The following is a 19,656-nucleotide window of genomic DNA, read 5'->3' on the forward strand; positions in this document are numbered from 1 at the left end:
ACATTTTTGCCCGGAACTTACTTCCAGCCAATGTCGTCATCCATACGTAAGTCCGTCAATTCAGACACGTTGACCCGCCTGGCGCAAGCCATTGCGGTGGCTGTGTCCGCCACATTGGCGGGCTGTTCCAGCCATGCTCCGCAGACTGAAGCGACCCATACGCCGAACATTGCTGCACGAGCCAAGCAGAAACCGATCTGGCTGAGCGAAAAGCCCAGCCCGCAAGTGCCTCAGGACATCTGGGAGCGCATGCGCGGTGGTTTCCAGCTGCAGGACGGCCTGGGCGTCAACCCGCGCATCGAGCAACAGCGCCTGTGGTTCGCCAGCAACCCCTCTTTTCTCGAGAATGCCGGCGAACGCGGCAGTCTCTACATTCATTACATCGTCGAGCGTCTCGAAGAGCGCAATATGCCGCTGGAACTGGCCCTGCTGCCAGTGATCGAGAGCGCCTACAACCCGATGGCCTACTCTCGCGCCGACGCCTCGGGCCTGTGGCAATTCATCCCGTCCACCGGTCGTTACTACAACCTGCGCCAGACCCGCTTCTATGATGGCCGTCGCGATATCACCGCCTCGACCACCGCCGCGATGGACTACCTGACTCGTCTGCACGACATGTTCAACGGTGACTGGCTGCTGGCCCTGGCGGCCTATAACGCCGGTGAAGGTACGGTGAGCCGCGCCATCGAGCGCAACGAGAAGCTCGGCCTGCCGACCGATTACTGGAACCTGTCGTCGTTGCCGGCGGAAACCCAGGCCTACGTGCCGAAACTGCTGGCCCTGTCGCAAGTGGTGCTGGCCCCGGAAGCCTACGGGGTGAACCTCAACCCGATCGCCAACGAGCCGTATTTCCAGGTCGTCGAAATCAACCAGCGCATGGACCTGTCCAAGGTTGCAGCGGTGGCCAACATCGACGAAGACGAGCTGTTCCAGCTCAACCCGGCCTTCAAGCAGCGCACCACCATCGACGGCCCGCAGCATCTGCTGGTGCCGACGTCCAAGGCGCAACTGCTGACCGCCAGCCTGCAGACCATGCGGCCTGAAGAACTGATCAGCCCGCGTTCGCTGAAACCGGTGTTCGACGGTGCCGACCCGACCGAGGTGGCAACGCTCAAACGCGCCTACCGGGTCAAACGCGGCGACAACCTCGGCTCCATCGCCAAGGCCAACAAGGTCGAAGTCAAGGACCTGCAACGCTGGAACAAGCTGACCGGCAAGAACCTCAAGGTCGGCCAGACCCTGGTGATGCAGGACACCACCAAGCGCGCCCCGGCGCGCAGCAGTGGCCGGGTCAACACGGTGATTGCCGCCAACAGCAAGACCAAAGGCAAGGCCGACAGCCAGCAGCAGACCCAGTACAAGGTCAAGCGTGGCGACACCCTGTACGTGGTGGCCAAGCGTTTCAACGTCGAGATGCAGCATCTCAAGCGCTGGAACCCGGGCGCCGGCAAGGCCCTCAAGCCTGGGCAGATGCTCACGGTTTACCAGCCGCATTGAGTTGAAATCAAAAGATCGCAGCCTTCGGCAGCTCCTGCATTGATCTCTGTAGGAGCTGCCGAAGGCTGCGATCTTTTTTTTGCATTAACACAGCATTAACCCGCATCTTTTTCCTGTCCAGACAAGCTGTTACTGTACGGCCACAAAAGCCCAAGCCGCCTGGATCGGATCTGACTTGAAGCGTCCCCTCCTCCTGCTCCTGATCAGCCTGGCCTTGAGCTCACCCGCAAGCGCGACGATTACCGAGAGTCACGGTTATGCGCAGTTCGGCACGCTCAAGTACCCGGCCAGATTTACCCACTTCGACTGGGTCAACCCGCAAGCGCCCAAGGGCGGTACGTTGCGGGTGATGGCGTTCGGCACCTTCGATACGGTCAACCCGTACACCTTCAAGGGCACCAGCCCGGTTACCACGCCGAATTTCCTGCAGTACGGCATCAATGAGCTGAACGAGCCGCTGATGGTCGGCACCGGCCAGTATTCGCCGTCCGGTGACGAGCCGGCATCAAGCTATGGCCTGATCGCGCAATCGGTGGAATACAGCGAAGATCGCAGCTGGGTGGTGTTCAATCTGCGCCCGGAAGCGCGCTTCCACGATGGCACCCAGATCACCGCCTACGACGTGGCGTTCTCCTACCGAACACTGCTCAAGGACGGCCACCCGCTGTACCGCACCGCCCTGCAGGAAGTCTCGCGGGTCGATATCCTCAACCCGCAGCGCATTCGCTTTGTGATGAAGCGTTCGGGCAATCCGTTATTGATTCTGCGCCTCGGCGAGTTGCCGGTGCTGCCGCAGCATTACTGGAAGGATCGCGACTTCAAGGCCACCACCTTCGAGCCACCGCTGGGCAGCGGCCCGTACCGCATCACCTCGGTAACGCCGGGGCGGCAGCTGATTTTCGAGCGGGTCAAGGATTACTGGGGCAAGGACCTGCCGGTCAATCGCGGCAAGTACAATTTTGATCGCATGGAAGTCGAGTTTTACCGCGACAGCGACGTGGCCTTCGAAGCGTTCAAGGCCGGTGAATTCGATATCTACATCGAGCATCAGGCGAAGAACTGGGCCAATGGCTACAACTTCCCGGCGGTGCGCCGTGGCGACGTGATCAAGGCGCAGATTCCGCACCAGATCCCGACCCAGAGCCAGGGCCTGTTCATGAACACCCGACGCGCGACCTTCAGCGACGTCAAGGTGCGCGAAGCGCTGGGCCTGATGTTCGACTTCGAGTGGACCAACCGCGCGCTGTTCAGCGACGCCTACCAGCGCACCACCAGCTACTACCCCAACAGCGAATTCAGCGCCAGCGGCCTGCCGGTCGGGCACGAATGGCTGATGCTCAAGCCGTATAAAGATCAGTTACCGGCGAAGCTGTTCACCGAGCCGTTCACCTTGCCGCAAACCGATGGCCGTGGCATCCCGCGAGAAACCATGCGCAAGGCCCTGGCGCTGCTCGCCGAGGCCGGCTGGAAGCTCAACGGCCAGCGCCTGCAAAACGCCGCCGGGCAGCCGCTGAGCTTCGAACTGCTGCTGGTCAACCCGAACCTTGAGCGGATCCTGCAGCCGTACATCGAAAACCTCAACAGCATCGGCATCGACGCGCGCCTGCGCACGGTGGATCGCGCCCAGTACAAACAGCGCCTGGACCAGTTCGATTTCGACATGATCCTGATGACCCTCAACCAGACCCTCAGCCCGGGCCTGGAGCAATGGCAGTACTTCCATTCCAGTCAGGTCGGGGTCAAGGGCAGCAAAAACTACGCGGGCATCGCCAACCCGGTGGTCGATCACCTGCTCGAACAATTGCTCGCCGCGCAAACCCGCGACGAACAGGTCGCCGCCGGCAAGGCGCTGGACCGCGTGCTGCTGTGGCAGCACTACAGCATTCCCAACTGGTACCTCAATTATCACCGACTGGCCTACCGCAACCGGTTGGCTTTCGTCACCACGCCGCCCTACACCCTGGGCCTGAGCGCGTGGTGGCTGAAATCTTCGGAGAACAATAAATGACGCCCATCCGCGCCCTGCTCGTGCAGGCCAGCGGTCTGCTGTTCGCCGGGCTGGCGATTGCCGCCCCGCAACACGCTGTGACCCTGTACAACGAGCCGCCGAAATACCCGGCGGACTTCAAGCAGTTCGATTACGTGAACCCCGACGCGCCCAAGGGCGGGATCTTCCGCCAGGCCGGATTCGGCGGCTTCGACAGCCTCAACCCATTCATCAGCAAAGGCGTGCCGGCCGATGACGTCGGGCAGATCTACGACACCCTGACCAAGCACAGCCTCGACGAACCGTTCACCGAGTACGGCCTGATCGCCGCGAAGATCGAGAAAGCCCCGGACAACAGCTGGGTGCGTTTCTACCTGCGCCCGGAAGCGCGTTTTCACGACGGCCATCCGGTGCGCGCCGAAGACGTGGTGTTCAGCTTCCAGACCCTGACCAAGGACGGTTCGCCGCTGTTTCGCGGCTACTACAGCGATGTCGAAGAGGCCATCGCCGAAGACCCGCTCAAGGTGCTGTTCAAGTTCAAGCACACCAACAATCGCGAGTTGCCGCTGATCCTCGGCCAGTTGCCGGTGCTGCCGAAACACTGGTGGGCCAATCGCGACTTCACCAAGGGCAATCTGGAAATTCCGCTGGGCAGCGGCCCGTACAAGGTCGCCGAAGTGAAGGCCGGGCGCTCGGTGCGCTATGAGCGGGTCAAGGACTATTGGGGCAAGGATCTGCCGGTCAATCGCGGCTTCTACAACTTCGACGTGATGACCACCGATTACTACCGCGACAACACCGTCGCCGTCGAAGCGCTGAAGGCCGGGCAGTTCGATTACTGGCTGGAAATGACCGCGAAGAACTGGGCCAACGCCTACAACATTCCGGCGGTCACCGAAGGTCGGCTGATCAAGGAACAGATCGCCAACAGCAACCCGACCGGCATGCAGGGCTTCGTTTTCAACCTGCGCCGTCCGGTGTTTCAGGATGTGCGGGTGCGGCAGGCGCTCGGCCTGTTGTTCGATTTCGAGTGGACCAACAAACAGCTGTTCAACGGTGCCTACTTTCGCACCCGCAGCTATTTCGAGAATTCGGAAATGGCCGCCACCGGCCTGCCGGACGCCGAGCAGCGGGCGATCCTCGAACCGTTTCGCAGCAAACTGCCGGCGCAGGTGTTCAGCGAAGCCTTCGAGAACCCCAAGACCGACGCCAGCGGCATGATCCGCGCCCAGCAGCGCGAGGCCTATCAACTGCTGCAAGAGGCCGGCTGGAAGATTGTCGACGACAAAATGGTCGACGCCAGCGGCAAACCGGTGGTCATCGAGTTCCTCCTTGCGCAGACCGAATTCGAACGCGTACTGCTGCCGTTCAAACGCAATCTGGCCGACCTCGGCATCGATCTGGTGATCCGCCGCGTCGACGTTTCGCAATACATCAACCGCGTGCGCTCACGGGACTTCGACATGATGGTCGGCAGCTTCCCGCAGTCCAATTCGCCGGGCAACGAGCAGCGCGAATTCTGGATGAGCGCGGCCGCCGACAAACCGAGCAGCCGCAACACCATGGGTCTGAAGGATCCGATCGTCGATCAACTGGTGGAAAGCCTGATCAACGCCGATTCACGCAGCAGCCTGGTGGCCCATGCCCGGGCGCTGGATCGGGTGCTGCAATGGGGTTACTACGTGGTCCCCAACTGGCATATCAAGACCTGGCGCGTGGCTTACTGGAACCACATCGGTCACCCGAAAGTCTCGCCCAAATACGACATCGGGATTAACACCTGGTGGGTCAAGCCTGACGCGAAACCCGCCATAGAAGTCGAAACCAAACTGCAAGCCGACCCTGCGGGCACGGAGTAATCAGATGCTGGCGTATATTTTTCGGCGACTGCTGCTGATCATCCCGACCCTGTTCGGCATTCTGCTGATCAATTTCGTGATCATTCAGGCCGCGCCCGGCGGCCCGGTGGAGCAGATGATCGCCAAGCTTGAAGGCTTCGAAGGCGCCACCAGCCGCATCGCCGGTGGCGGCGCCGAAGTCTCGGTGGCCGGCTCCGCCTATCGCGGCGCGCAAGGTCTGGACCCGGCGCTGATCAAGGAAATCGAGCACATGTACGGGTTCGACAAATCGGCCCCGGAACGCCTGTGGATCATGGTCAAGAACTACGCGAAGCTGGACTTCGGCGACAGCTTCTTCCGCGACGCCAAGGTCATCGACCTGATCAAGGAAAAGATGCCGGTCTCCATCTCGCTCGGGCTGTGGAGCACGCTGATCATGTACCTGGTGTCGATCCCGCTGGGGATCGCCAAGGCCACACGACACGGCAGCCACTTCGACGTGTGGACCAGTTCGGCGATCATCATCGGCTACGCGATTCCGGCGTTCCTGTTTGCGATTCTGCTGATCGTGGTGTTTGCCGGCGGCAGTTATCTGGACTGGTTCCCGTTGCGCGGCCTGACTTCGAACAACTTCGATGAGCTGAGCCTGGGCGGCAAGGTTCTCGACTACTTCTGGCATCTGGCGCTGCCGGTGACGGCGCTGGTGATCGGCAACTTCGCGACCATGACCCTGCTGACCAAAAACAGCTTCCTCGACGAGATCAACAAGCAGTACGTGGTCACCGCCAAGGCCAAGGGCCTGACGCGCAATCGCGTGCTCTACGGCCATGTGTTCCGCAACGCCATGCTGCTGGTGATTGCCGGGTTCCCTTCCGCGTTCATCGGCATTTTCTTCACCGGCTCGTTGCTGGTGGAGGTGATCTTCTCCCTCGACGGCCTGGGCCTGATGAGTTTCGAAGCGGCGATCAACCGCGATTACCCGGTGGTGTTCGGCACCCTGTTCATCTTCACCCTGCTGGGGCTGGTGGTGAAACTGATCGGCGACCTCACCTACACCCTGGTCGATCCGCGTATCGACTTCGCCAGCCGGGAGCATTGAGATGAACCTGTCCCCGCTCAACCGCCGCCGCTTCGAACTGTTCAAAGCCAACAAGCGTGGCTGGTGGTCGCTGTGGCTGTTTCTGATTCTGTTCGGCCTGAGCCTCGGCGCCGAGCTGATCGCCAACGACAAGCCGCTGCTGGTGCATTACGACAACCACTGGTACTTCCCGGCGATCAAGCGCTACCCGGAAACCACCTTCGGCGGCGAATTCCCGCTGGAAGCCAACTACAAGAGCCCATACATCCGCGAACTGCTCAAGGCCAAGGATGCGTGGGTGTTGTGGGCGCCGATCCCCTACAGCTACCAGAGCATCAACTACGACCTGAAAGTCCCGGCCCCGGCCCCGCCGTCGGCGGACAACCTGCTCGGCACCGACGATCAGGGCCGCGATGTGCTCGCGCGGGTGATCTACGGCTTCCGCATTTCCGTACTGTTTGCCCTGACCCTGACCGTGCTCAGCTCGATCATCGGCGTGATTGCCGGCGCGCTGCAGGGCTTCTATGGCGGTTGGGTCGATCTGGCCGGGCAGCGCTTTCTGGAAATCTGGTCGGGGCTGCCGGTGCTGTACCTGCTGATCATCCTCGCCAGTTTCGTCCAGCCGAATTTCTGGTGGCTGCTGGGGATCATGCTGCTGTTTTCGTGGATGAGCCTGGTCGACGTGGTGCGCGCCGAGTTCCTGCGTGGGCGCAACCTCGAATACGTGCGCGCGGCGCGGGCGCTGGGCATGCAGAACGGCGCGATCATGTTCCGCCACATCCTGCCCAACGCCATGGTCTCGACCATGACCTTCATGCCGTTCATCCTGACCGGCGCCATCGGCACCCTCACCGCGCTGGATTTCCTTGGTTTCGGCTTGCCGGCCGGCAGCCCGTCGCTGGGTGAGCTGGTGGCCCAGGGCAAATCGAACCTGCAGGCGCCGTGGCTGGGGATGAGCGCGTTTGCGGTGCTGGCACTGATGTTGAGCCTGCTGGTGTTTATCGGCGAGTCCGCTCGCGATGCCTTCGACCCGAGGAAGTGAAATGAATCAGGACAATCTGATCGAAGTGCGCGACCTCGCCGTCGAGTTCGGCATGAATGAGCGAGTCCACCGGGTGGTCGAGGGCGTGAGCTTCGACATCAAGCGCGGCGAAACCCTGGCGCTGGTCGGCGAATCCGGCTCGGGCAAATCGGTGACGGCGCACTCGATCCTGCGCCTGCTGCCCTATCCGCTGGCCCGCCATCCGGCCGGCAGCATCACCTATGCCGGGCAGAATCTGCTGGGGCTGAGCGAAAAGACCATCCGCCACATCCGCGGCAACCGCATCGCGATGATCTTTCAGGAACCAATGACCTCGCTCAACCCGCTGCACTCGATCGAGAAGCAGATCAACGAGGTGTTGGGCATCCACAAGGGCCTGAGCGGCAAAGTCGCGACCAAGCGCACGCTGGAGCTGCTGGAGATGGTCGGCATTCCCGAGCCGCACAAACGCCTCAAGGCCCTGCCCCACGAATTGTCCGGCGGCCAGCGCCAGCGGGTGATGATCGCCATGGCGTTGGCCAACGAGCCGGAACTGCTGATCGCCGACGAGCCGACCACCGCCCTGGACGTGACCGTTCAGCTGAAAATCCTCGATTTGCTCAAGGAACTTCAGGCTCGATTGGGCATGTCGCTGTTACTGATCAGTCATGATTTGAACCTGGTGCGAAGAATTGCGCATCGCGTATGTGTCATGCAGCGCGGTTGCATCGTCGAACAGGCATCGTGCGCAGAGCTGTTCCGTTCGCCGCAGCATCCGTACACTCGGGAATTGCTCGGCGCGGAGCCCAGCGGAGGCCCGGCGAGCAATAAAATCGGGGCGCCGCTGCTCGAAGTCGAGAACCTGAAAGTCTGGTTCCCGATCAAGAAAGGCCTGCTCAAACGCACGGTGGATTACGTCAAGGCAGTGGACGGCATCAATTTCAGCCTGCCTCAGGGACAGACCCTGGGGATCGTGGGGGAAAGCGGTTCCGGCAAATCCACGCTGGGTCTGGCGATTTTGCGGCTGATCGGCAGCAAAGGCGCGATCCGCTTTGAGGGCAAGCAGCTAGACTGCCTGACGCAGAACGAGGTTCGCCCGTTGCGGCGGGAGATGCAGGTGGTGTTTCAGGACCCGTTCGGCAGCCTGAGCCCGCGAATGTGCGTCAGCGACATCGTTGGCGAAGGCCTGCGGATTCACAAGATGGGCACCGCGACCGAGCAGGAAGCGGCGATTATTGCGGCATTGAAGGAGGTAGGTCTGGATCCGGAAACCCGGCACCGCTACCCCCACGAATTTTCCGGTGGGCAACGGCAACGTATCGCCATTGCCCGGGCTTTGGTGCTGAAACCGGCGCTGATCCTGCTGGACGAGCCGACGTCGGCGCTCGACCGCACGGTGCAGCGGCAAGTGGTGGAGCTGTTGCGTTCACTGCAAGCCAAGTACAACCTGACGTATTTGTTCATCAGCCATGACCTGGCTGTCGTCAAAGCGCTGAGCCACCAGCTGATGGTGGTCAAGCATGGCCAAGTGGTCGAACAGGGAGACGCGCAAGCAATCTTTGCCGCTCCCAAACATTCGTATACACAGCAGTTGCTGGAAGCCGCTTTTCTGGCACCAGCCACTGCGCAATAACCTGAAAGAGGAGCAACACATGGGTTTTCTCGCCGGTAAGCGCGTACTGATCGTCGGTGTCGCCAGCAAGCTGTCCATCGCATCCGGCATCGCTGCCGCCATGCATCGCGAGGGCGCTGAGCTTGCCTTCACTTATCAGAACGACAAACTCAAGGGTCGCGTTGAAGAGTTCGCACAGGGCTGGGGTTCGAGCCCTGAGCTGTGCTTCCCGTGCGACGTGGCCAGCGATGAAGAAATCGCCAAGGTCTTCGAAGAACTGAGCAAGAAGTGGGACGGCCTGGACTGCATCGTGCACTCCGTCGGCTTCGCCCCGGGCGACCAACTGGACGGCGACTTCACCGAAGCCACCACCCGTGAAGGTTTCCGCATCGCTCACGACATCAGCGCCTACAGCTTCGTGGCCCTGGCCAAGGCTGGTCGCGAAATGATGAAAGGCCGCAACGGCAGCCTGCTGACCCTGTCGTACCTGGGCGCCGAACGCACCATGCCGAACTACAACGTGATGGGTATGGCCAAGGCTTCGCTGGAAGCCGGCGTACGTTACCTGGCCGGTTCCCTGGGCCCGGACGGCACCCGCGTCAACTGCGTATCGGCTGGCCCGATCCGTACCCTGGCCGCCTCGGGCATCAAGAACTTCCGCAAAATGCTGGCCGCCAACGAAGCGCAAACCCCACTGCGCCGCAACGTCACCATCGAAGAAGTCGGCAACGCCGGCGCCTTCCTGTGCTCCGACCTGGCGTCGGGCATCAGCGGTGAAATCATGTACGTGGACGGCGGCTTCAACACCACCGCCATGGGCAACATCGAAGAGTAATTTTCGCGCTGCCGATAAAAAGCCCGCCAATTGGCGGGCTTTTTCATGCCTGCGATTCCAGGCAACGGGCGAACAACTGCTGAATCGGCTGGCTGCGCTGGCTGTAACGCTGCAACAGCACCATCTCGCGATAGAACGTCAACTCACCCAATTCGATCACCCTCACCCTCAACGGGTGCTCCAGCCACAATCCGGCTCTTGGCAGCAACGAAACCCCAAGCCCGCACTCGACCATTTTCACAATCGCTTCCAGCTCATCCAGCTCCAGCGCTACGTGGACGTCTATCCGCTGCTCACGCAGAAACCGCGACACCAGTCGTCCGCCAAACGAATTGCGGTCGTAGCGCACCTGAGAGTATTCGGCCAGCAGTTGCAGCGGATCATCGCCCTCGACCGTTGTCGGCACGATCAGAACGAAGGGTTCGCGACGAATCACCTGCGCCGACAGCTCCTTGGGCAATTCGAACGGCGGCTTGATCATGATCGCCAGATCGACTTCCCCGGCATCCACCTGACTCAACAGGTTCAGCGACACCCCCGGCACCAGTTTCGGCTCCACGCCCGGTGCCTGCTGACGCAAGCGCAACAACGCCTGAGGCAGCATCCCGGTCTGTGCGGTGGCCACGGCACCGATTCTCAGCTCGCCGCGAAACTCGCTGACCTCCTCGCTCTCGCCCATGCGGTTGAAAATCGCGAGCATTTCCTGCGCCATCGGCACGGCGCGTTGCCCGGCCGGATTGAGCGTCGCCTGACGACCGGTGCGGTCGAACAGGCGAATACCCAAGGCCTGTTCGAGATTGCGGATCTGCGCGCTGACTGCAGACTGCGTCAAGCCGATGTGCAGCCCGGCAGCGGCAAACGTGCCATGGCGCGCCACCGCGAGAAAGGTCTTCAGTTCACGCAGCATGCGCACCTCGACTGATCGAAATAATTTGAGCTCGGCGCAAAAAATATCGTCTTTCAATCACCTTTCACAGCACTAGACTCAAACAACTTCCCCTTGATTGAGAATTCCCCATGCAGCTCAACCCTTTTCATCTGGCCATCCCCGTCTATGACCTGGCCGCCGCACGGCATTTTTACCGCGAAGTCTTCGGGCTGGAGGAAGGTCGTTCCAGCGCACACTGGGTCGACTTCAACTTCTTCGGCCATCAACTGGTGATTCATCTGGCGCCGAAAAACGCTGCACATGAAGCCGCCCACACCAATGCCGTGGACGGGCATGACGTGCCGGTGCCGCATTTCGGGGTGGTGCTGGGGATGGCGCAATGGCAGGCGCTGGCCGAACGCCTGACGTCGTTGGGCACGCGATTTGTGATTGAGCCGGGGATTCGCTTTCAGGGCCTGGTGGGCGAACAGGCGACGATGTTTCTGTTCGACCCGTGTGGCAATGCGCTGGAGTTCAAGGCGTTCAAGGATATCGGACAGTTGTTTGCCAAATAAAAGTGTGGCGCCTTACCGGACGCTATCGCTGGCAAGCCAGCGCCCACAAGGTTCTGCGGTGTGGCTGGATTTTGTGAGCACCCGCGAAATCTGTGGGAGCTGGCTTGCCGGCGATGAGGCCCGAATCAGCGCCGTTTCAACGCCTGCTTGTGCGCATACATCGCCTCGTCAGCATCCGCCAACAGCCGATCCACCGTGTCATGGCGTTGTGGATCGTATTCGATCTGGCCGACGCTGAAGCGGATGTCGTAGCCGCGTTGCAACATCGTATTGCGCTCGTCGAGGATATCCTTGAGCCGCGCCATGATCGCCGTGGTTTCGACGTGACTGGAGCCGGTCAGCAGCGCCACGAACTCGTCACCGCCCAAGCGCCCGACCACGTCGCTCTCGCGAAAAGCGATGCGCAGCACGTCGGCGAAGGTCTTCAGCGCACTGTCGCCTTCGGCATGCCCATAGTGATCATTGATGTGTTTGAAGTCATTGAGATCGAAAAACAGCAGCGTCGCCGGTTTGTCCCGGTGCTTGCAGGCCTCCAGCGCATACTGAGCAAGGGCCTTGAAGCCACGGCGGTTGGACAGCAGCGTCAGCTCGTCCATGTTCGCCATCTGCACCGCCATCAATTCCTGCTCGGCCATGCCAGCCAGATCGCGCAACAGCCCGCGCTCCTCGTCATCGAGCTCGCGCGGCCTGGTGTCGATCAGGCACAGCGTGCCCATCTTGTTGCCGTTGGGCACGGTCAGCGGGTAGCCCGCGTAAAAACGGATGTTCGGCTCGCCGGTCACCAGTGGATTGTCATGAAAGCGTTTGTCTTGCTTGGCATCCGGCACCAGCAGCAATTCATCCTGAAGAATCGCGTGCCCACAGAACGACACATCCCGCGGGGTTTCGTTGACGTCGAGGCCGACGCACGACTTGAACCATTGCCGATCCTTGTCGACCAGCGTGACCAACGCAATCGGCACGTTGAACAGCCGTTTGGCCAGACGCGTCAAACGGTCGAAACGTTCTTCGGGTGCAGAGTCCAGGACGTTCAGTCCGTGCAATGCCTGGATTCGCACAGCTTCATTGGCAGGTTTGATCGGGGCCAGCATCACGCACTCCATCAGGGTCAACGACCGTTAGAGTAGCTTGAATCGCCAGCGACTCACACACTCAGCCGCCCGCCACCGGGCACGGCCCGCCGGCATCGGCCCAAAGCTTGAACTGGGCCACAAAAATGTCATGCGGCACTGGCACCGGCGTGCGCCCGGCTCCGGGATTCCAGCCCCACAGCACCAGTTTGTCGTCGCTGACATGTTTGATCAGCGCGGCAAAATCACGGTCGCCGTTGCTGGAACGATCCTTGATCATCGCGCACAACTTGTCCGGCGGCAGGCCAATCCAGGCCATCTTGTGCGCCGCCGGTGGCAGGCTCCAGTGCGGCGCCCCCGGAGGCGCATGCGGGCCATAACTGTCCGGCGGGTTGCGCTCGGCATGACAGGTGGCGCAAGGCAAACCGGCGGCACCCTTGCCGTCCATGCCGCGCACGACATTCATCGCGTGCGGTTTGCCGGCATCGAATTGCAGCGGCGAGTCGCCGGGAATGTGGCAGTTCTGGCAACGCGGGCTCTGGAACACCTTCTGCACCGTGCCGAACGCCTTGAGCGCCTCCTGATCATCGGCGAACAGGTCCGAAGCATAGCCGCCCAGCCCGAGCAGAATCACCGTGCCCAATAGCAGATGTCGTTTCATCTCACACCCCCGACAGTTGCAGCGGCAGTTCACGCAAACGTTGCCCGGTCAGTGCATACACCGCGTTGGCCACCGCCGGCGCGGTGGGCGGAACCCCCGCCTCACCGATGCCCCCGGGCTTGTCGCTGCTGGGCACGATATGCACTTCGACCAGCGGCATCTCATTGAGGCGCAGCACCTGATAGTCGTGATAATTGGATTGCACCACCGCGCCGTCCTTGACCGTCAGCTTGCTGTGCAGCGCCATGCCCAGGCCAAAGGTGATGCACGATTCCATCTGCGCCGCGATGCTCTGCGGATTGACCGCGATCCCGCAATCCACCGCACACACCACGCGGTGCACGCGGATCGCCAGATTGTCCTGGGAGACCTCGGCCACCTGCGCCACATAACTGCCGAACGACTCGTGCACCGCCACGCCCAGCGCATGCCCGTCCGGCAATGGCGCTGTCCAGTTGGCCTTCTCCACCGCCAGATTCAGCACGCCGAGATGGCGCGCATGATCCTTGAGCAACGTTCGCCGGTATTCCACCGGGTCCTTGCCGGCCGCCGTGGCCATTTCATCGATCAGCGACTCCATGACGAACGCGGTGTGGCTGTGCCCCACCGAACGCAGCCACAACACATTGATCCCGGTCTGCGGCGAATGCAGTTCAACCTGTTGATGGGCCAGGCCCTTGATATACGGGCTGTCGGCCACGCCTTCGACCGAGGTTGCGTCGATACCGTTCTTGACCATGGTCTGTTCGAGCATGGTGCCGGCCATGATCGATTGACCGACCAGCACATGCTGCCAGCTCAACGGCATGCCCTGCCCGTCGAGGCCGATGCGCGCCTGATGCAGGAACATCGAGCGGTAATAACCGCCGCGAATATCATCCTCACGGGACCACACGGTTTTCACCGGCATCCCGGCAGCTTTCGCCACTTGCACGGCTTCAGCGACGAAGTCCGAAGTCGGATTGGCCCGGCGCCCGAAACCGCCGCCCAGAAACTCGGTGTGAATCTCCACCTGCTCCGGTTTGAGCCCGGTGATCTTGCCGGCGACCATCTGGTCGAGGGTCTGGAATTGCGTGCCGGTCCAGATTTCGCACTTGTCGGCGCTGATCTTCACCGTGCAGTTGAGCGGTTCCATCGGTGCATGCGCCAGATACGGCACGCTGTACTCGACGTCGATTTTCTTCGCCGCTTTATTGAAGGTGCCCTGCGGATCCCCGGCCTGACTGGCGGAAGTGCCCGGTGTCGCTGCCAGTTTGCGGAAACTGTCGAGCAGGCCCTGACTGCTCAGGTCAGCGTGCGGCCCAAGTTCCCAATCGACCTTCAACGCATCGCGACCAAGTTTCGCCGCCCAATAATGCTCGGCGATCACCGCCACGCCCGTCGGCACCTGCACCACTTTGTGCACGCCGGGCACCGCCAGCGCCTCGGCGCCCTCGAAGGATTTGACCGTGGCACCGAACACCGGCGCCCGCGCGACCATCGCCGTCATCAAGCCGTCGAACTGCACGTCCATACCGAACTTGGCGCGCCCGGTGATTTTCTCCGGGGTGTCGAGGCGTTTGGTCGGTTTGCCGATGACCTTCCAGTCCTTGGCCTCCTTGAAGGTGATTGACTTCGGATCCGGCACTGGCAGTTGCCCGGCAGCGTCCGCCAGTTCGCCGTACGTCGCGCGTTTATCGCCGGCAATCACTACGCCCGATTCGGTGCGAATCGTCGACGCAGCGACGTTGAAGCGCTTGGCCGCCGCTTCCACCAGCATCTGCCGCGCCGTGGCCCCGGCCAGCCGGTAACGGTCGAACTCCATCCAGGTCGAAGTCGAGCCGCCGGTAATCTGCATTCCGCCAAATGCCGGCATGCCGTAATTGGCCGCCGAGGCCGGCGAGTGTTCGACGCGGATCGTCGACCAATCGGCGTCCAGTTCTTCGGCGATCAACATGGTCAGGCCAGTCCAGATGCCTTGGCCCATTTCCGAATGCCCGAGCAACACCGTCACGCTGTTGTCGGCGGCGATACGCAAAAACGCATTCGGCGCGAAGACCTTGCCTTCATTCTCCGCTGCCCGCGCAAACCGATGGGCACCGGGCACGACAAACGCCACCACCAGACCGCCACCCAGCACGGCACTGCCCTTGAGAAAGCCGCGACGCGATACAGGACTGTTCATCGTCTATCTCCCAATCAGCCAATTTCGGCCGCACGTTTCACTGCTGCGCGGATTCGCGGATAGGTGCCGCAGCGGCAAATGTTGCCGGAGAGCGCCTGATCGATATCGCTGTCGGTAGGTTTGGGGATTTTCGCAAGCAGCGCGGCGGCAGACATGATCTGCCCGGACTGACAGTAACCGCATTGCACCACGTCGAGTTCGGCCCAGGCTTGCTGCACCGGGTGCGAGCCGTCGGTGGACAGGCCTTCGATGGTGAGGATTTTCTGACCGTTGGCCACGGCAGTGGCGGGCGTGATACAGGCACGCAACGGTGCCCCATCAACGTGTACGGTGCAGGCACCGCACTGGGCCATGCCACAGCCGAATTTGGTACCGGTCAGGTGCGCCACATCACGCAGGACCCAGAGCAGCGGCATGTCTGCCGGCACATCGAGTTCCTGATCCTTGCCATTGATATTCAAGGTCAGCATCGGGGATTTTCCTCAGACTCACGGTGTTCTGAAGGGGCGTCGCTACGGCCATCGAAGCCAGTGCGCGCCTCGGCTTATCCCTTTCAGCAAAGCCCAAATTGCGCCGCAAGCCAGACGTTGCGACCACCGGTCATGCCTCAACGTAAAAATGTCGACTTTAATCTTCTGGCTGATAACGGCGCTCACCCGAGCCAGCACCACCGGTTTGCGACGAGCGCGGTCACCCATCACATTGGTCAGGAGTCGCGAACATGGGATTTGTCACCACTCAAGACGGCGTGGATATCTTCTACAAGGACTGGGGCCCGAAGGACGCTCCGGTGATCCACTTCCACCACGGCTGGCCACTCAGCTCGGACGACTGGGATGCGCAGATGCTGTTCTTCCTGGGCCAGGGCTTTCGGGTGATTGCCCATGACCGTCGGGGCCATGGACGTTCGAGCCAGGTCTGGGACGGCCACGACATGGACCATTACGCCGACGATGCGCTGGCGGTGGTTCAGTATCTGGGGGTGAAGAACGTGGTGCATGTCGGCCACTCCACCGGCGGCGGTGAGGTCATCCACTACATCGCCCGACATGGGCAGGACAACGTGGCCAAAGGCGTGTTGATCAGCGCGGTGCCACCGTTGATGGTCCAGACCGAAAGCAATCCCGGTGGGTTGCCGAAATCGGTGTTCGATGATTTTCAGGCACAACTGGCGGCCAATCGCGCGCAGTTCTATCGCGACATTCCCAGCGGTCCTTTCTATGGCTATAACCGCCCGGGAGCAAAACCTTCGGAAGGGATCATCGGCAACTGGTGGCGTCAGGGCATGATCGGCGGCGCCAAAGCGCATTACGACGGGATCGTCGCGTTCTCCCAGACCGACTTCACCGAAGACCTGAAAAAAGTCACCGTGCCGGTGCTGGTAATGCACGGCGAAGACGACCAGATCGTGCCGTATGCGAACTCGGGGCCTTTGTCGGCGAAACTGCTGCCAAATGGCACGCTGAAGTCGTATCCGGGCTTCCCGCACGGAATGCCGACAACCGAGGCGCCGACGATCAATGCGGATTTGTTGGCGTTTATTCGCGGGTGACACACATCATTGTGGGAGCTGGCTTGCCAGCGATGGCGGTGGATCAGGCAACATCAATTGTGGATGCGCCGGCCTCATCGCTGGCAAGCCAGCTCCCACAGGGGACTGGGTGATTGGCTTGACTGCGTACTACGCCTCGGTACGGCCCGTCCCTTCACGATCACGTTCGTAGTGGTGCGCCAGCGGCAGCGCTGGCAACCATGACTCCCGGCGGATGGTCCACAGCTCATACGTCGGCTTGAACCGGTTCGGCTCGTCCAGCGAGCCGACATTCACTTCAATCTCATCCTCCGAACGTGCAAGTACTGGCGAACCACAGCGCGGGCAAAACACCCGCCCTTGATACTCGCCGAGAGTCCCGCTGACGGTCACCGCCTTCTCGGGAAATATTGCCGATGCGTGAAACAATGCGCCGTGATGTTTGCGGCAGTCGAGGCAATGGCAAATGCCGATGCGGTAAGGTTGGCCCGCAGCTTCGAAGCGAACATCGCCGCACAGGCAACCGCCGGTTAATGGGGTCATGGTGTCTATCCTCTGTCAGACTCTGTTCAGCCTTTGAACATAGCAGCCGTACAAGCGAACGCTCACAATTTGCCCTTTGCCGGAGACAGCGCCATGTCCTCCCCTGAATCCACCTTGTTACAGAGCTGGCACGCCAACGCTGATGCCTGGATCGAGGTGATCCGCAGCGGTGCCATCGAAAGCCGCCAGCAGGTCACCGATCAGGCGATCCTGCTGGCGATCATGGGCCGCCAACCGGAACGCGTGCTGGATCTGGGTTGCGGCGAAGGCTGGTTGTTGCGCGCGCTGGCGGATCGCAGCATCGATGCGGTGGGTGTCGACGGTGATGCGAGGCTGATCGAGGCGGCACGCGCGGCCGGTTCAGCCAATGTGCGTGTCGCCAGTTACCAGACGCTGGTCGAGGCCGAAGGCGCTATTGGCCGTGATTACGATTTGATCTGCGCCAACTTCTCGCTGCTGCATCAGGACATCATTCCATTGCTCGCCGCCATGCATGCGTTGCTGGTTTCGGGCGGCACCATGATCATTCAGACCCTGCATCCGTGGGCCGTGGCGGCCGGCAATTATCAGGATGGGTGGCGTGAAGAATCGTTCGCCGCGTTCAAGGGCCAGTGGCAGCCGATGCCGTGGTATTTCCGCACGCTGTCGAGCTGGTGCAACGCGCTGGACATGGCCGGGTTTCACCTGGTCAGCCTGCAAGAGCCGCAGCATCCGCAAAGCCCGGTGCCGCAGTCGTTACTGATGATCGCCGAACGGCGCTGACTTCCTGCACATCCTGACTGAGTCACAGACATTGTGGGAGCTGGCTTGCCAGCGATGGCGGTGGCTCAGGCAACATCACTTCTGAAGGTGCCGGCCTCATCGCTGGCAAGCCAGCTCCCACAGGTTCAGGGTGTTGCTGAATTGCACTGCACTTGTCGATCTACGGCACCGCCAGTCGACCAAGGACTGACTACGCTGTAAATCCTGCGTGTCTAACCTGCCGAGGATGACTGCCATGCAACGTTTCCAGAAAATCACGCCGTGCCTGTGGTTCGACGATCAGGCCGAAGCGGCTGCGAAGTTCTATTGCTCGATCTTCGATCATTCGAATATCACCGGCCTCACCCACTACAGCAAGGTCGGCGAGGAATTTCACGGCAAGCCGGAAGGCGCGGTGATGACCGTCAGCTTCGAACTCGACGGCCAGACCTTCACCGGCCTCAACGGCGGGCCGCTGTTCAAGTTCAGTGAAGCCATTTCGTTTCAGGTCAACTGCCAGAATCAGGAAGAAGTCGACCATTTCTGGGGCAATCTGTCGGCCGGTGGCCCGGTCGAGGCCCAGCAATGCGGCTGGCTCAAGGATCAGTTCGGGGTGTCGTGGCAGATCGTGCCGGTGGCGTTCATGCACATGATGTTGGACCCCGACACCAGCAAGTCGCAACGGGCGATGCAGGCCATGTTCACGATGAAAAAACTCGACATCGCCGAACTGGAGCGGGCCTTTGCCGGCCAGAGCTAATACACTCCGGGTCTGGCCTGCCGGGAACCATAACGATGAAACACGCTGCCGCCAAAAACCCTCAAAAAGCCCCACGCTTCTGGCGGGACGATGCCCTGCCCTTCATCGAAGCGCGGGCCATTGCCGATGGTCGTGAGGTCTGCTACTCACGCCATTCCCATGCGCACTTTTCCATCGGCGCGATCACGGCCGGGCGCAGCATTTATGTGCATGAGCAATCGACATTCGAAGTGGCCGCCGGCACCGTGGTGCTGATGAATCCGGGCGACGTGCACGCCTGCAATCCGATCGATGATCAGCCGTGGTCGTACTTGATGTTGTATGTCGAGACGCCGTGGCTGACGGATCTGCAGCATCAACTGGGGTTCAGTGCGGAGCTTGAGTTTCGGCGGTTTTCCAATACTCATCTGGATGACCCGCGACTGTTTCGTGACCTGCGAGCGCTGTACGCCACACTGGTCGACGAGCAGCAGGACGTACTGCGCAAACACAGCGCAGCGGTGGAGTTTTTCAGCGATCTGCAACTACGCCTGAACCCGGCTGAACCACCGCAGCGTGAACCGAATTTCAAGCTCGAACGCGCTGCCGACTTCATCCGCGAACACTGCACCGACCTGCTCAGCCTGGAGGACATCTGCACGGCGGCACAGTTGTCACCGTCGTATCTGATCCGTGCATTCAAACAGCATTACGGCATGACGCCGCACGCGTTCCTGGTCAACCAGCGCATCCAGTTTGCCCGCGAACGCCTGCGCAGCGGCCAGCTGATTGCCGATGTTGCACTGGAAGCAGGGTTTGCCGATCAGGCGCATTTTCAGCGCGCGTTCAAACAGCATCTGGCCGCGACACCCGGCCAATATCGCGGCTGACCATCG

Annotated in this window: 18 protein-coding genes; 12 read left to right on the top strand and 6 right to left on the bottom strand. The window is 61.2% G+C overall.

Annotated elements, in window-relative coordinates; genetic code table 11:
* The first annotated feature begins 30 nt into the window (after window positions 1-30).
* The 7 genes from ACYZUM_RS13690 (at window position 31) to fabI (ending at window position 9,868) form a co-directional block, all read left to right on the top strand.
* Window positions 31-1,497, top strand: coding sequence for a LysM peptidoglycan-binding domain-containing protein (locus tag ACYZUM_RS13690; protein ID WP_108182949.1), 1,467 nt, complete (start codon window positions 31-33; stop codon window positions 1,495-1,497).
* Window positions 1,498-1,672: 175 nt separating this feature from the next.
* Entirely contained in the window at window positions 1,673-3,505 is a 1,833-nt protein-coding gene (locus ACYZUM_RS13695; RefSeq protein ID WP_108182950.1) for an extracellular solute-binding protein, read from the top strand.
* Entirely contained in the window at window positions 3,502-5,343 is a 1,842-nt protein-coding gene (locus ACYZUM_RS13700) for an extracellular solute-binding protein (RefSeq protein ID WP_473061341.1), read from the top strand. The genes ACYZUM_RS13695 and ACYZUM_RS13700 overlap by 4 nt, the downstream gene beginning before the upstream one ends.
* Before the next feature lie 4 nt (window positions 5,344-5,347).
* Window positions 5,348-6,421: a microcin C ABC transporter permease YejB gene (locus ACYZUM_RS13705; RefSeq protein WP_025109088.1), complete on the top strand. Its 1,074-nt coding sequence runs from the start codon at window positions 5,348-5,350 to the stop codon at window positions 6,419-6,421.
* A gap of 1 nt (window position 6,422) precedes the next feature.
* Entirely contained in the window at window positions 6,423-7,442 is a 1,020-nt protein-coding gene (locus ACYZUM_RS13710; RefSeq protein ID WP_095668973.1) for an ABC transporter permease, read from the top strand.
* A 1-nt stretch (window position 7,443) separates the two neighbouring features.
* The gene (locus tag ACYZUM_RS13715) at window positions 7,444-9,054 is read left to right on the top strand and encodes an ABC transporter ATP-binding protein (protein ID WP_108182952.1); all 1,611 of its coding nucleotides are present in this window, start codon (window positions 7,444-7,446) and stop codon (window positions 9,052-9,054) included.
* Window positions 9,055-9,073: 19 nt separating this feature from the next.
* Window positions 9,074-9,868, top strand: a complete 795-nt coding sequence (gene fabI / locus ACYZUM_RS13720; protein WP_003202751.1) for an enoyl-ACP reductase FabI — start codon at window positions 9,074-9,076, stop codon at window positions 9,866-9,868.
* Window positions 9,869-9,911: 43 nt separating this feature from the next.
* On the opposite strand, the gene ACYZUM_RS13725 is transcribed toward fabI, so the two are convergent.
* Window positions 9,912-10,775, bottom strand: coding sequence for a LysR family transcriptional regulator (locus ACYZUM_RS13725; protein ID WP_108182953.1), 864 nt, complete (start codon window positions 10,773-10,775; stop codon window positions 9,912-9,914).
* 110 nt (window positions 10,776-10,885) lie between these two features.
* Between ACYZUM_RS13725 and ACYZUM_RS13730 the strand changes: the two genes are divergently transcribed.
* The gene (locus ACYZUM_RS13730; protein ID WP_108182954.1) at window positions 10,886-11,311 is read left to right on the top strand and encodes a VOC family protein; all 426 of its coding nucleotides are present in this window, start codon (window positions 10,886-10,888) and stop codon (window positions 11,309-11,311) included.
* Window positions 11,312-11,436: 125 nt separating this feature from the next.
* Here the strand turns inward: ACYZUM_RS13730 and ACYZUM_RS13735 are convergent, their stop codons facing one another.
* The 4 genes from ACYZUM_RS13735 to ACYZUM_RS13750 all read right to left on the bottom strand — a co-directional run bounded on the left by ACYZUM_RS13735 (window position 11,437) and on the right by ACYZUM_RS13750 (window position 15,676).
* The gene (locus ACYZUM_RS13735) at window positions 11,437-12,402 is read right to left on the bottom strand and encodes a sensor domain-containing diguanylate cyclase (RefSeq protein WP_108182955.1); all 966 of its coding nucleotides are present in this window, start codon (window positions 12,400-12,402) and stop codon (window positions 11,437-11,439) included.
* Between the two features lie 61 nt (window positions 12,403-12,463).
* The gene (locus tag ACYZUM_RS13740; protein ID WP_108182956.1) at window positions 12,464-13,042 is read right to left on the bottom strand and encodes a hypothetical protein; all 579 of its coding nucleotides are present in this window, start codon (window positions 13,040-13,042) and stop codon (window positions 12,464-12,466) included.
* A gap of 1 nt (window position 13,043) precedes the next feature.
* Window positions 13,044-15,206 carry a xanthine dehydrogenase family protein molybdopterin-binding subunit gene (locus tag ACYZUM_RS13745; protein WP_108182957.1) on the bottom strand — a complete coding sequence of 721 codons (2,163 nt, stop codon included), beginning with the start codon at window positions 15,204-15,206 and terminating at the stop codon, window positions 13,044-13,046.
* Window positions 15,207-15,220: 14 nt separating this feature from the next.
* Window positions 15,221-15,676 carry a (2Fe-2S)-binding protein gene (locus ACYZUM_RS13750; protein ID WP_025111491.1) on the bottom strand — a complete coding sequence of 152 codons (456 nt, stop codon included), beginning with the start codon at window positions 15,674-15,676 and terminating at the stop codon, window positions 15,221-15,223.
* A gap of 251 nt (window positions 15,677-15,927) precedes the next feature.
* Here ACYZUM_RS13750 and ACYZUM_RS13755 point away from each other — a divergent pair, with 251 nt between their 5' ends.
* Window positions 15,928-16,758: an alpha/beta fold hydrolase gene (locus tag ACYZUM_RS13755; protein ID WP_108182958.1), complete on the top strand. Its 831-nt coding sequence runs from the start codon at window positions 15,928-15,930 to the stop codon at window positions 16,756-16,758.
* A 129-nt stretch (window positions 16,759-16,887) separates the two neighbouring features.
* Here ACYZUM_RS13755 and ACYZUM_RS13760 read toward each other — a convergent pair whose 3' ends face one another.
* Window positions 16,888-17,280: a GFA family protein gene (locus ACYZUM_RS13760; RefSeq protein WP_108182960.1), complete on the bottom strand. Its 393-nt coding sequence runs from the start codon at window positions 17,278-17,280 to the stop codon at window positions 16,888-16,890.
* 93 nt (window positions 17,281-17,373) lie between these two features.
* On the opposite strand from ACYZUM_RS13760, the gene ACYZUM_RS13765 reads away from it, so the two are divergent.
* The 3 genes from ACYZUM_RS13765 (at window position 17,374) to ACYZUM_RS13775 (ending at window position 19,650) form a co-directional block, all read left to right on the top strand.
* The gene (locus tag ACYZUM_RS13765) at window positions 17,374-18,042 is read left to right on the top strand and encodes a class I SAM-dependent methyltransferase (RefSeq protein ID WP_108182961.1); all 669 of its coding nucleotides are present in this window, start codon (window positions 17,374-17,376) and stop codon (window positions 18,040-18,042) included.
* A gap of 235 nt (window positions 18,043-18,277) precedes the next feature.
* Window positions 18,278-18,781, top strand: a complete 504-nt coding sequence (locus ACYZUM_RS13770; protein WP_108182962.1) for a VOC family protein — start codon at window positions 18,278-18,280, stop codon at window positions 18,779-18,781.
* Window positions 18,782-18,816: 35 nt separating this feature from the next.
* Window positions 18,817-19,650: an AraC family transcriptional regulator gene (locus tag ACYZUM_RS13775; protein WP_108182963.1), complete on the top strand. Its 834-nt coding sequence runs from the start codon at window positions 18,817-18,819 to the stop codon at window positions 19,648-19,650.
* Window positions 19,651-19,656 lie beyond the last annotated feature (6 nt).

It is taken from the genome of Pseudomonas sp. m6p, from assembly GCF_055760375.1.